Below are 12,985 nucleotides of genomic sequence, written 5' to 3'. Positions count from 1 at the left end.
TTTGTATTTGCAATGAAAATCACGAAAAACAAGATTTAGCCATTTTTCATCCAAAAACGATTAGTTTATTTCTAAAATATTTCTATATTGTAAATAGTGTTATAAAGGGCAGGCACGCCCTATTAATTTTTATGATATATTCATAAAATTAAGTTAAGTTTTATTTATACTCACCAAACCCCAAAATAACATCTCAAACCTTCTTCGATTGTCTCAAACTTTGACAAATGACTCCTAAGCCATCGCTAACCCATTCACAATCTTTTCAACAACAACGCAATAAAAGCTAAATTCACAAACTGCAAGCTTGTATTTAAGTATCGCTTGCAGTTTTTCCTTAAAATGACTTTAAACTTGTGTAATTCATCACGTTTAGCCACTTCGGTTGTGACTGTTTCACCTAAAATGCTTTTGATACAATGAGTAAACGTCTCGTCACGATAACCGCCATCAACCATGACATTTTTTACTCTGGTGAGTTTTTTACTGCTGCTTTGGTTTTTTAAATAACTGCACTAACCTGCCTGATTTGACCACCTAAAAAAATCACGATGAATGCTATAATAGTTGCCAAGCTCACAAGGCAAATCTTCCCACGAAATGCCTGCACGAATGCGATACAAGATGCCTTCTGCGGTGTTTCTTAAACTGTGCTTGTTATAGATGCCTAATTGTAGTAAAATGGTTTTTAACTTGTACCATTGTTCATCTGTGAGTAAGGTGCGAGCCATAGCGATTTTGATACTTTGACTGGGTTAGAGCTTTCATTGTGCCAAAATCGTTATTTGTTTTGTAAATAATTGTCGGGATGCTCTAGGGCGTGCCTGCCTTTTGTATTTGCAATGAAAATTACGAAAAACAAGATTTAGCCATTTTTCATGCAAAAACGATTGATTTATTTCTAAAATATTTCTATATTGTAAATAATGTTATAAAGGGCGGGCACGCCCTAATAAATGCAATTAAATGCAATAATTTTAATTTAAATTATTTTAAAACGCTCAGTAAAATGTTAAACTAAGCCATTTGATACAAAATGACAAAATCAGGTGCTTTATGACAACTTATGATGAGATGAAGGCAAGACTACAAGGCTCGATGACAGCACTGGTAACGCCCATGACGGCAGACGGTGCGGTGGATTATGATGCGTTGGCTCGCCTGATTGAGTGGCAGATTGAGTCTGGCACGCACGCTTTGGTGGCGGTGGGAACAACAGGCGAGTCCGCCACGCTTTCTATGAAAGAACACGGCGATGTCATTGAATTTTTTGTCAAACAAGTGGCAGGTCGCATTCCTGTGATTGCAGGAACAGGGGCGAACAACACCGCCGAAGCCATTGAGCTGACCGCCCACGCCAAGGCAGTTGGGGCGGATTTTGTCCTGCTTGTCGTGCCATATTATAATAAGCCCACCCAAGAAGGGCTGTATCAACATTATAAGACCATTGCCGAAGCGGTGGATATCCCCCAGATTCTCTATAACGTCCCTGGTCGCACGGTCGTGGACATGAATGAGGACACCGTGGCACGCCTTGCCGATATTTCCAATATTGTCGCCATCAAAGACGCCACGGGCGATTTGGTGCGTGGCAAGGCACTTATCGAGCGTGTGGGCGAGCGTCTTGTGGTCTTGTCGGGCGATGACCCAACCGCCCTAGAACTCATGAAATTTGGAGCAAAGGGTAATATCTCAGTAACATCCAATGTCGCCCCCAAAGCGATGAGCGAGATTTTTAGCTTAGCTTTGGCGGGTAAGTTTGATGAAGCAAGTGTCATCAACCAAGGTATTGAGCATTTGCACAAAGAGCTGTTTTGTGAATCTAGTCCCCAACCTGCCAAATACGCCCTGCACAAGATGGGCATGATTGACACGGGCATTCGCTTGCCTTTGGTGTGGCTGTCAGCAGGCAATCAGTCCATCATCGACCAAGCATTGCAAAAAGCCAATTTGATTTAACAGCAAGAATAAGTGAGAATAACATGACCATGCTAAAAACAACACTAAAACCAACACTAAAACTAACCGCCCTTGTCATGATGAGCGTGGTGCTACTGACGGGGTGCCAAAGTGTCAAAGGCGTACTGGGCAAGCGTGATAACGGCAGTTTGGACTATGTTCACGCCACCAAGCTACACCCCATCCGCCTACCTGCCAACCAAGCATCCGCTCCATTTATCCCTCTGTATGATGTGCCAGAAGTGGCAGGCGAGATCACCCCGTCGACCAATGAGTCAGGCAAGCAGTACCAATTACCCAGACCACCACAGGTAAGATGATTGTTTGGCACGAGCGTTGCTGTTCGTGCCTTTTTATTGTGTAAATTTATCGTGCAAACCGCCACCAAACACGGAGAAACCCATGCAAAAGCAAGCCCTACTTTATGCTGGCAAAGCCAAATCTGTCTATGAAACGGACAACCCTGATTATCTGATTTTGCATTTTCGCAACGATGCGTCCGCCTTTAATGGCGAAAAAATCGCCCAACTTGACCGCAAAGGCAGAGTCAATAACCGCTTTAACAGCTTTATCATGAGCAAATTGGCAGACGCTGGCATTGAGACCCATTTTGAGCGTGAGCTGTCTGATGATGAGGTGCTGGTCAAACGCCTAAAAATGATACCCGTAGAATGCGTGGTGCGTAACTATGCCGCTGGCGGTATTGCCAAGCGTTTGGGGCTTGCTGAGGGCTTGCCACTTATGCCACCGACCTTTGAGCTGTTTTATAAAGATGACAAATTGGGCGACCCCATGCTTGCCCCAAGTACCGCCATTGCCTTGGGTTATGCCACCGCAGACGAGTTGGAGCAGATGAGTGTGCTGACTCACAAGGTCAATGACGTGCTAAGTCAGATTTTTGATGAAGCGGGTCTTATGCTGGTGGATTTTAAATTAGAATTTGGACTGTTTCATGGGCGTGTGGTGTTAGGCGATGAGTTCTCGCCTGATGGCTGTCGCCTGTGGGACAAAGAAACCAAGAAAAAGCTCGACAAAGACCGTTTCCGTCAAGGTCTAGGCAATGTGGTTGAAGGCTATGAAGAAGTGGCAAGACGTATTGGCGTACCGCTTGACTAACTTGGCTAAGAAGTACACCTAACAAACTTAATATTTGCTACAGGCTTTGTAGGGACGTGCTGAGCACGTCCTTTTAATGTTGATATAACATGCTTATTTCTTACATGCAAACTGTGGTATAAGTCCATCATGCCCCTGCACGTCTGCCCAAAATACAACCATCCAAACCCACCCCAATCCGCCCCAACGATTGACGGCACAGTACACATCTGTTAATATCCATGTTATTTGTAAGGATAACACATGGACACCCTACGCCCCACCGACCTAAAAACCATTTTACATTCCAAACGTGCCAATCTGTATTATTTAGAGCATTGCCGAGTCATGCAAAAAGACGGACGAGTGCTGTATCTGACCGAAAGTAAAAAAGAAAATCTCTACTACAATATTCCCATTGCCAACACCACCGTGATACTGCTTGGCACAGGCACGTCCATTACCCAATCTGCGGTAAGGCTACTGGCAAGTGCAGGCGTGCTGATTGGCTTTTGTGGGGGCGGTGGCACGCCTTTATTTATGGGGAGTGAGATTGAGTGGCTGACGCCACAATCAGAATATCGCCCCACCGAGTACATTCAAGGCTGGCTGTCGTGGTGGTGGGACGATGATAAACGTCTCGCTATGGCAAAACGCTTGCAAATGGCTCGGCTTGATTTTATGAATGACGTGTGGGGGCGTGATAAGGACTTGCGTGGGGCGGGCTTTGATAGTAAATCTGATGAAATCATAAGCTTACAAAATCATTACCGCACCCAAATTTTAGGGCAAAATAGCGTCTCAGACCTGCTCGCCCTAGAAGGACGTATGACCAAAGAGCTGTATAAATTTGCCGTCAAACACACAGGCTATAAGGGATTTAGCCGTGATTATGACGGTGTGGACAAAGCCAATCAATTTTTAAATCACGGCAATTATTTGGCATATGGCTTGGGGGCGACCACTGCTTGGGTGCTTGGCATTGCCCACGGATTTGCGGTCATGCACGGCAAGACACGGCGTGGGGCGTTGGTGTTTGATATTGCCGACATTGTCAAAGATACAATTATCCTGCCACTTGCCTTTATGTGTGCGTCTGATAACGTCCGTGAGCAGGAATTTCGTGAACTGTGCTTGTCTTATTTTACCGATTATCACGCCCTTGATGTGATGTTTGAGACGGTAAAGGGGCTTGCTCTAAACAAGGAATTTGAATAAGGATTTTGCATGATTGTAACCTTTATTTCTCAATGTGAGAAAAAAGCCATTAAGCGTACTCGCAAGATTTTGGATGCTTTTGCTAATCGCATTGGCGATAACGTTTGGCAAACCAACATTACTGAAATCGGTCTAAAAACGGTGTATGAGCTGTTAAAATCCACCGCCAGTAAATCCACTGCGGTCGCCTGCCACCGTATCGCCACTCGCCACCGCACCGAGCTTGTGTGGGTGGTGGGGAATAAATCCAAGTTTAACGCCACAGGGGGCATAGCCGTGAATCGCACCAAACGGTCTATTTTACACCACGATTGGGAAAATAACTGGCAGTTTTTGGACGGCATTGGTATCATCGCCACATTGGCAGGACTGCTCCACGACATCGGCAAATCCACGATAGGCTTTCAAAACAAACTCTTTGCCACCGCCAATATCTCCGACCCCTACCGCCATGAATGGGTATCGTTAAAACTCATCGTGTGGCTGGTGGGCGACTGCACGAGCGACCAAGCGGTATTTGACCGCCTTGCCCATATTGATGAGTATTTGGCGGATAAGGCGTTGCCGACTTTGTCCGATTTTGGCACGTTGGATAAGGCGGATATGGGGCAACTGCCACCTTTGACCAAATGGATTATTTGGCTTGTGGTAACACATCATCGCCTACCGCCCACGCATGCTTACTATTTTAAAAATCCCCAAAGTTTTAGCACGCCTGATTATCTGTCAGGCGATGTACAAAGTTATTTGGCAAATCTAGAAGCCAAAGAGCGTTGGGTATCTAATAAGGGTAATAAGGCAGACGACTTTTTTCATTTTAAACAGTTTATTTTGCATAACAAACTGTGGCAAAAACAGCTCAAACGCTACGCCACAAAAGCCCAAAACTCACCCTATCTGCAAATCCTTATCAAGCAACACCCCCAAGCGGTATCCGACCCATTTTTACTGCATTTATCACGGCTATCACTCATGACCGCTGACCATAATTATTCTAGCTTAAAGGCAAATGATAAAAAACGACTTTGGGGTAAATTTAACCAAAACTTGACTGCCAATACCACAAAAACCGATGACGGCAAACAAACACAAACCAAACAAACCTTAGACGAGCATTTATTGGGCGTGGCACAATTTACCGCTCAATTTGTGCGGATTTTGCCAACGTTGCATGAAAATCTGCCAACCCTACAAAACCACAATCCTTTGTTGCAAAACACCGATACGGACGGATTTTTGTGGCAAAACACCGCCTTTAAAACCGCTTTAAAACACCGTGAAACGAGCGATACGCACGGCTTTTTTGGGATAAATATGGCAAGCACAGGCAAAGGCAAAACGCTTGCCAACGCTCGTATCATGTACGCCTTAACCGACCCCAACAAGGGGGCAAGGCTTACTGTGGCGTTAGGGCTTCGTGTTTTGACCTTACAAACAGGGCAAAGCCTACGCCAAAAGCTGGCTTTGACGGATAAAGAGCTTGCCGTATTGGTAGGCGGTCTTGCCCAAAAACAGCTTTTTGAATTACAAAACAGCGACAATGACACCGAGATAGGCTCGGATACAGGCAGTGAGTCCGCCCAAAGACTGCTGGACGAATTTGTAGATAGCGACATTGACACGGATTTGGGCGAGCTAAATCTTGGCACGCTCGTAGAGAGCGACCACGCCAAACGGCTGATAGCGTCCCCTGTGGCGGTCTGCACCATAGACCACTTAATGCAAGCAAGCGAATGCAAGCGTGGTGGGCGGTATATCGTGCCGATGTTACGACTGTTTAGTAGCGATGTGATTTTTGACGAGCCTGATGATTTTGACCAAAACGACTTGCCCGCCTTGTCTCGCCTTGTGCATTTGGCAGGGTTGTTTGGCTCTCGGGTGATGTTGTCGTCCGCCACGTTGCCCCCTGATTTGGTGGCAGGACTGTTTAAGGCGTATCAAAGCGGACGTATGATTTACAACGCCAATTTTGGTAAACCTACCCCAAAGGTGGTGTGTGCGTGGTTTGATGAAAATACCAGCAAAGCGGTGCAAGTGGCAGATGATTTTGATACTCATCATGGGCAATTTATCAAAGGGCGTGTTAAGCATTTAAATGATGAACCAGCACGCCATTGGGGTGAGATTTTGCCGATTGATGAAGTGGATAATGAAGATGATGACGAGCTTTATAAGGACATGGCAGGCGTGCTGTTTGACAAAGCCAAAGCCTTGCATGACTTACATCACACTCAAATTCATGATAAAACTGTCAGCATTGGGCTTATTCGCATGGCAAACATCAATCCACTCATCGCTATCGCCAAAGCCATGCACGAGACGGGCGACATGAAAGGGTTTGATGATTGTCAATTTTATTTGGCGTGCTATCATGCCAGACAAGTACTGATTTTGCGAAATCAGCTAGAAGTGCGACTCGATAACCTGTTAAATCGCCATGACCCAAAGGCTCTTGCCAACAATCCTGATATTATAGACAACCTTGCCAAACACCCCAACAAAACACACCACATCTTTATGGTGCTTGCCACGCCTGTGGCGGAAGTGGGGCGAGACCATGACTATGATTGGGCGATGATTGAACCAAGCTCCATGCGGTCTATCATACAGACGGCAGGGCGAGTGTGGCGACACCGTACCGATAAGGTGGCTGTTGCTCCCAATATTGCCATTTGGGATAAAAATATTAAAGGATTAAAAGGCGAACAAATTACTTTTTGCCGACCTGGATTTGAAAGCGAGCGTTTTCCCCTTGCCACGCACCAAGCTAGCAGGCTCATCAAACGGGCAGATTATGAACGCATTTCATCGGTGGCTCGGATTAGCAAATCCACCACGCCAGAACCCAAAAAGAATCTGGTGGATTTAGAACACGCTGTCATGCAGGACTTGATGAATAATGACGGCATCAATGTGGTCAATGCTTATCATAAGCCAGATACCGCCAATCGTTTGCACGTTCATCTGTCTTGTCTGACACCATTTCGCAAAAATCAAAAGGATACGCATAAGGACAAGGATTTTATCGTCAATCCGCTGGATAACACCCTAAACATCTCGTCCTATGAGAGTGTAGAGATGAACGGCGTGGCAAATGCCAAAGAAACCCATGAGATTATCCCAAAGGCAATAACGTGCCAAAATCCCAATCTTGATACATGGCTGACCGCCAATCTATCGGACGAGCTTGCCAAACTTAGGGAGCATTATCCAGATACGTCTGTCAATACGCTCATCATTCGCTTTTGCGTGCTGACCATTCGTGATGATTCTCATGACGGTTATTATTTTGATGAGCGGTTTGGGGTGTATAAGCGGTAAAGCGATAAATAAGTCATCTATGCGATGAGGAATGTATATTTGACATGGATAATTTTCTAAGTCATCTATGCGATGAAATTTATATTATACTCAATTTGTTTCCTAATAACAAAATTTCATTTATATTTTACAAGTATAATGGTTGAAATCATCTTTTAAATATGATTTAATACCCCAAAAATAACAAGGAAATCCCATGACCGCACCGACCCCAAACACCGATTTGACGACCGATGATATCAAGCAGGCGATTGATGAGTTTTTGCTGGCTCAATTTCACAAAAAAGCCGACAAAGAACTAAAACAGCTTGCCAAAGCCACAGAAGCAGGCGACTCTGCCAAAATCGCCCAAACCCAAGAAGCACTTGCCCCCATACAAGCCAAATACCAAAAACAAGCATGGCTTAGTGATGCCAAAAGAATGGCGACTCAGCTAAAATTTGGCACGCACATCTCAAAAGGCGTACACCCCGATGCCAAAGGCGACAACATCACCGCCAACGCCACGACCTGCCCGTTTGTCGGCACGCACACCCTTGATACGCCAAGCCTTGATGCCAACGGTAACGCTGCTGCCCTGCCATTGGCGAGCTTTTTTGATTGGCAAGTGGGCGATGTCAAAATCAGACAGCTCATCACCGACCAGCACCCTGCTTTGGTGGGGGCATTTCATGATGACGTGGCGATTTGCGATGACTATCGGCAGATTTTTTATGACACGCTCACAGGCAAAAAGGACATACCGACCACGCACGAACGCAACAAACAGCTTTTTTGGGCGTTGCCTGATGATGAATATCATCTGATTATACCGCTTTTTGCGTCCGCTCTTAGCCATGATGTTTTTCATAAAATCAATGAGTTACGCTATTCAGAAGCTAACAAACAAGCCCGAGACAATCGCTTTAAAGGCAAAGAGATGACCGCTTATGTGTCGGTTGTGGATTTGGCAACGATACAGCTTGGTGGCACAAAGCCCCAAAACATCTCTCAGCTTGTCAGCCGTCAAGGTGGCAAAACCTACCTTTTACCGTCCTACCCGCCCACCTTTACAGGCAGTAGCGATTTGTCTTTTGCCAAGACGGCAAAGACGATTTTTGGTAAGTCGCTAGCTTATGTGGTCAAAGATGATATGGATGAGCTTTTTAAACTACTTGTCCGTGCCAATAAAAACCACAAAAACACCATAGACATTCGCACCGCTCGTGATGACATTTTGCAAAATATCATCATAAGCGTGCTACAAGTCGCCCATGCTATCCGTCAGCGAGAAGTAGGCTGGTCAAAGGCTTATAAACTTGCCCTGCCCCAAAAATACTGGCTAGACCCCAAGCGTGGCGAGCTTGACGGCGAAGACAAATTCAAAAGAAATCATGACAGCAAAAACTGGCAAAACGATGTACAAAAAGATTTTGCCCATTGGATTCAAAACGAGCTTGAAAAACGCTTGGCTTATTATCAGCAAGAACAAAAAAAGAAAAACAAGCAAGCGGTCGAGCTAGAATTTGGGCGAGCAGAATTTGAGCATTGGCAAAAAGAATTTAAAGACACCTTTAACGCAAGTTTGCGTTTAGGGCAAGGAGTATTGGCATGAGTTTTATTTATCCTAAATCACAGTACTCACTGATAGGCTATGTTCGCCTTGACCGTGTCAAAATCATCAATGCCAATGCCGTCTCCGCCCCCTTGACTTATGGTTTTCCTGCCTTGACAGGATTTGTTGGGGCAACGCACAGCCTAAGCCGTAAAGTATCAAGCCTTGCAGGGTTTGAAAATATTCGCTTGGACGGCGTGCTTGTGGCGTGTTTTGATTGCCAAGTCCAAACCTACCAAGAAGGCTATAAGGACAAAACGTTCGCCCAAACTCGCAACCCCATTTTAAAATCAGGCAAAACCGCCCCAATCATCGAAGAAGGTCGTTGTCATCTCACCGTCTCTTTACTTATCGGTGTCTATAAAGACAGCGTGCAGGATTTGACCGAAGATAAAGCAAACAATCTCGTCCAAAACGTGCAGGAATTTGCCCTATCCCAACGCTGGGCAGGCGGTAGCGTAACGGGCATAAGTGGTGTGCATTTTGTCAAAAAAGACGACATCGATGAGCAAAAATCTCGCCTATGCCCTGCCTTTATCATTACGTCCGCCCATGATGAGCTTGATGAGATTACCCAAGAGTTACAAGAGCAAAACCCCAACGCCACCGCCCTAGATGCACTCATTGAGACGGCGGTATTGCACCACATACCGCCCACAGAGACCCAGTCCGAGTGGACGACCCACTCGGTCAAAAAACAGCGTGGCTGGCTTGTGCCTATACCTGTGGGCTTTGTCGGCATCTCGGACAAATACGACAAGGGACAGATGAGCCGCGCCCGCTCGGACGAGTACCCCACTCAGTTTGTGGAAGCGGTGTATTCGCTTGGCAAGTGGCGATTTGCCAATCGCATAGATGACTTGGATTCTGCGTTGTGGTATGGCAGTTATGATGATTCTTGTGATTTATATGTGATTAAGCATTTGTAATTTTGGTATTGTTAGATATTTATATCTTAATTTACATAGGGCAAATGTAATTTGCCCCTACAAATATCATCAGTTCAAAATGCCATAATTTTAACCTTTAACCAACTTTTAACCCAATAAAGGAAATTGTAATGACCCTAAAAACCCCTTCCGTGCTTGCTTTTGAACGCAAACTTGACATCTCGGACGCAACCTTTTGGCAAACCAACGGCAAAGACAAAATGCCTGTGCTTGTCCAAGAAAAGTCCGTGCGTGGCACAATCAGTAACCGCCTAAAAAACGCCATTGCCAGCGACCCTGCCAAGCTAGACTCTGAAATCCAAAAGGCAAATTTGCAAACCGTGGACGCAAGTTTCTTAGATGAATCGTGCGACACGCTCATCACTCGCTTTACGGTCAAGGTACTGCCCTTTGACGGCAAAGCCAACGTTTGTAATGAGCAAGCCTACCAAAACGCCCTGCTTGATGTGGTACAAGCCTACAAGGACGAACACGGATTTGATGAGCTTGCCAGACGCTACGCTTACAACATCGCCAACGCTCGCTTTTTGTGGCGAAACCGCATGGGAGCAGAGTCGGTGTCGGTGGTGGTAACGTTTGGCGATGAGTCGGTAGAATTTGCCAATGCTCGTGAATTGTCGCTTAACAATTTTGATTATCAAGATGACAAATTGGCTCTTTTGGCAAGCTGGATAAAAGGCGGACTTATGGGCGACAAATTCACCATTTTGACGGTGGAAGCTCATGCCAAAGTTGGGTTCGGACAAGAAGTGTATCCGTCCCAAGAGCTGATTTTGGATACAGGCAGTAAAAAAAGTAAGGTGCTTTATCGTGTGGGCGACATCAGCCAAAACCGTGCTGGTATGCACTCACAAAAAGTCAGTAACGCCATTCGTACGATTGATGACTGGTATTCAGATGCTCAGTTTCCTGTGGCGACCGAGCCTTATGGGGCGGTTACGACCCTTGGCACGGCATTTCGTCAGCCCAAAGAAAAACAGGACTTTTATAGCTTGTTTGACGGCTGGGTTAAAGACGGCAAAATCCCAAGCGAAAACGAGCAACACTACGTCATGGGCGTGCTGATTCGTGGTGGTGTGTTTGGCGAAAGCGGTAAGGAATAAGCATGGTTTACCAAGAGATTAACCTAATCCCAAACGATGACATACCGCCCTATGCGATATGGAGCAAGCTCTACAATCAGCTTCATATCGCCCTAGCAGACGTGGCAAATACACATGGTATTCGTACCATTGGTGTGGCATTCCCCAATTATCGCTATGTGGAGCGAGACGGCAAGACGTTTGCCACGCTGGGCAGTCGCTTGCGGATATTTGCCCCAAGCCGTGATGAGTTTGAAAAGCTAGACCTTGCCAAATGGTTTGACCGCTTGACCGACTATGTGCATATCAAAGCGATAGCGGACGTGGGCGAGCGTGCGACAGGCTATGTGGTGGTAGAACGCCAACAGCGAGCGGGTTTGCAAAAACAAGCCGAGCGATTTGCCGAGTTTAAAAATCTGACGGTGGAGCAGGCGTTGGAGCATTGTTTGGCGTACAAAAAACAGCCAAAGGCGTATCCGTTTATTGAGCTGTTTAGCCAAACCAATCAAGTGCCGTATCGGCTGTATGTCAAACAAACGGTCGTGGATAAGGCGGTGGACGGCGAGTTTACGGTCTATGGCATGCACAATCAAGGCGGAGCGATGACGGATAAGGCAACTGTTCCGCATTGGTGATTGAGTTTGATTGTGCTAAAATAAGGGGTATGATACAGGTTTATGCCCTTTATTTTTTGACTATTTAAAAACTTGATAAAAATCAACTACTTATAACAAGGCTAAAAAACATTGGGTAAATGCCCAAAATATGGCTTTAAGTCTTGATATAAGTGGGTTTTATGTTGTATAATTCTAGTTCCTTATCGCATAGATAACTTAGAAACCGCTTGCTCGGCGGTTGGGAAATTGGGGTCAGTTCCTTATCGCATAGATAACTTAGAAACAAAGCGGTATCGGCACTTGTGCGAGCAGTGGGTTCCTTATCGCATAGATAACTTAGAAACAGTAAACTCAAAGACAACTCAGGACTTACCCCGTTCCTTATCGCATAGATAACTTAGAAAGAGCAAGGCGTGCGGTCATGTCTGTATCTGCTTGTTCCTTATCGCATAGATAACTTAGAAAATTTATTGAGAGTATTATGCTTGTACAGTTATGTTCCTTATCGCATAGATAACTTAGAAAAGTTAGACCCCCATGCCGTGTTTACTGCTATTGTTCCTTATCGCATAGATAACTTAGAAAGTATTTCTTCGCCCCAAATTCCAATACCGCCAGTTCCTTATCGCATAGATAACTTAGAAATTTGTTACTTAACAATCTTGGCAAATGAGCAAGTTCCTTATCGCATAGATAACTTAGAAATTGTTTATGTTGCCTATTATATCAAACGAGTTGTTCCTTATCGCATAGATAACTTAGAAATAACGGCAACAAGCTACAAGCCGAATTGGTTTGTTCCTTATCGCATAGATAACTTAGAAAACAACCAATAGAGGTTATTATGAAAACGTATTGTTCCTTATCGCATAGATAACTTAGAAATTGGTGTTTTCTCTTCGTATTTGGGCAATATCTGTTCCTTATCGCATAGATAACTTAGAAAACCGCCCTTGTATTGCCAAAGGCAGGACAAACAGTTCCTTATCGCATAGATAACTTAGAAAAACGGATATTGTGCGTTTTAATCGCATAGAGGGTTCCTTATCACACAGATAACTTAAAATTGTATTGAACCGTATCGCAATACAACTCAATACAATCCACGCCGCACAGATAGCTTACAAAGCAAAAAAATGCTATAATAAC

At 45.0% G+C, this 12,985-nt stretch carries 10 protein-coding genes, 1 pseudogene and 1 CRISPR repeat array; of the genes and pseudogenes, 9 read left to right on the top strand and 2 right to left on the bottom strand.

Annotation, left to right across the window (positions count from 1 at the left end; genetic code table 11):
- Positions 1-254: 254 nt before the first annotated feature.
- Positions 255-497 (bottom strand): annotated as a pseudogene (locus tag IM753_RS13260) (IS5/IS1182 family transposase); the annotation flags it as partial.
- Positions 498-515: 18 nt separating this feature from the next.
- Entirely contained in the window at positions 516-731 is a 216-nt protein-coding gene (locus IM753_RS13255; RefSeq protein ID WP_065256784.1) for an IS5 family transposase, read from the bottom strand.
- A 325-nt stretch (positions 732-1,056) separates the two neighbouring features.
- Here IM753_RS13255 and dapA point away from each other — a divergent pair, with 325 nt between their 5' ends.
- The 9 genes from dapA (at position 1,057) to cas6f (ending at position 11,854) form a co-directional block, all read left to right on the top strand.
- Complete coding sequence (gene dapA, locus IM753_RS03820; RefSeq protein WP_062501463.1) at positions 1,057-1,959, top strand: 4-hydroxy-tetrahydrodipicolinate synthase; 903 nt, start codon at positions 1,057-1,059, stop codon at positions 1,957-1,959.
- A gap of 23 nt (positions 1,960-1,982) precedes the next feature.
- Positions 1,983-2,279 carry a hypothetical protein gene (locus IM753_RS03815; protein ID WP_227514763.1) on the top strand — a complete coding sequence of 99 codons (297 nt, stop codon included), beginning with the start codon at positions 1,983-1,985 and terminating at the stop codon, positions 2,277-2,279.
- 82 nt (positions 2,280-2,361) lie between these two features.
- The gene (gene purC, locus IM753_RS03810) at positions 2,362-3,075 is read left to right on the top strand and encodes a phosphoribosylaminoimidazolesuccinocarboxamide synthase (protein WP_065256783.1); all 714 of its coding nucleotides are present in this window, start codon (positions 2,362-2,364) and stop codon (positions 3,073-3,075) included.
- A 243-nt stretch (positions 3,076-3,318) separates the two neighbouring features.
- Entirely contained in the window at positions 3,319-4,272 is a 954-nt protein-coding gene (cas1f, locus tag IM753_RS03805; RefSeq protein ID WP_194108710.1) for a type I-F CRISPR-associated endonuclease Cas1f, read from the top strand.
- A gap of 9 nt (positions 4,273-4,281) precedes the next feature.
- A complete protein-coding gene (gene cas3f / locus IM753_RS03800) occupies positions 4,282-7,593 on the top strand; it encodes a type I-F CRISPR-associated helicase Cas3f (protein ID WP_194108709.1) in 3,312 nt (1,103 codons plus the stop codon).
- 196 nt (positions 7,594-7,789) lie between these two features.
- Positions 7,790-9,187, top strand: a complete 1,398-nt coding sequence (gene csy1 / locus IM753_RS03795) for a type I-F CRISPR-associated protein Csy1 (protein ID WP_194108708.1) — start codon at positions 7,790-7,792, stop codon at positions 9,185-9,187.
- Positions 9,184-10,116, top strand: coding sequence for a type I-F CRISPR-associated protein Csy2 (gene csy2, locus IM753_RS03790; RefSeq protein ID WP_194108707.1), 933 nt, complete (start codon positions 9,184-9,186; stop codon positions 10,114-10,116). Before csy1 ends, csy2 begins: the two co-directional genes overlap by 4 nt.
- Before the next feature lie 131 nt (positions 10,117-10,247).
- Entirely contained in the window at positions 10,248-11,240 is a 993-nt protein-coding gene (gene csy3 / locus IM753_RS03785; RefSeq protein ID WP_194108706.1) for a type I-F CRISPR-associated protein Csy3, read from the top strand.
- Positions 11,241-11,242: 2 nt separating this feature from the next.
- Entirely contained in the window at positions 11,243-11,854 is a 612-nt protein-coding gene (gene cas6f / locus IM753_RS03780; RefSeq protein WP_194108705.1) for a type I-F CRISPR-associated endoribonuclease Cas6/Csy4, read from the top strand.
- 177 nt (positions 11,855-12,031) lie between these two features.
- A CRISPR array of direct repeats spans positions 12,032-12,903; the repeat unit is 28 nt; unit sequence GTTCCTTATCGCATAGATAACTTAGAAA.
- Between the last annotated feature and the right edge of the window lie 82 nt (positions 12,904-12,985).

The sequence above is a fragment of the Moraxella sp. K127 genome (assembly GCF_015223095.1).
Lineage (GTDB): Bacteria > Pseudomonadota > Gammaproteobacteria > Pseudomonadales > Moraxellaceae > Moraxella.
The sequence above is the reverse complement of the archived record's forward strand: the minus strand, read 5'-3'. Positions and strand labels throughout refer to the sequence as shown.

Bases quoted from the DNA above. Each gene is read 5' to 3' on its own strand.
- csy2 (WP_194108707.1), top strand. From the start codon at position 9,184: ATGAGTTTTATTTATCCTAAATCACAGTACTCACTGATAGGCTATGTT.
- csy3 (WP_194108706.1), top strand. From the start codon at position 10,248: ATGACCCTAAAAACCCCTTCCGTGCTTGCTTTTGAACGCAAACTTGAC.
- IM753_RS03815 (WP_227514763.1), top strand. From the start codon at position 1,983: ATGACCATGCTAAAAACAACACTAAAACCAACACTAAAACTAACCGCC.
- cas3f (WP_194108709.1), top strand. From the start codon at position 4,282: ATGATTGTAACCTTTATTTCTCAATGTGAGAAAAAAGCCATTAAGCGT.
- csy1 (WP_194108708.1), top strand. From the start codon at position 7,790: ATGACCGCACCGACCCCAAACACCGATTTGACGACCGATGATATCAAG.
- dapA (WP_062501463.1), top strand. From the start codon at position 1,057: ATGACAACTTATGATGAGATGAAGGCAAGACTACAAGGCTCGATGACA.
- cas6f (WP_194108705.1), top strand. From the start codon at position 11,243: ATGGTTTACCAAGAGATTAACCTAATCCCAAACGATGACATACCGCCC.
- IM753_RS13255 (WP_065256784.1), bottom strand. From the start codon at position 731: ATGGCTCGCACCTTACTCACAGATGAACAATGGTACAAGTTAAAAACC.
- cas1f (WP_194108710.1), top strand. From the start codon at position 3,319: ATGGACACCCTACGCCCCACCGACCTAAAAACCATTTTACATTCCAAA.
- purC (WP_065256783.1), top strand. From the start codon at position 2,362: ATGCAAAAGCAAGCCCTACTTTATGCTGGCAAAGCCAAATCTGTCTAT.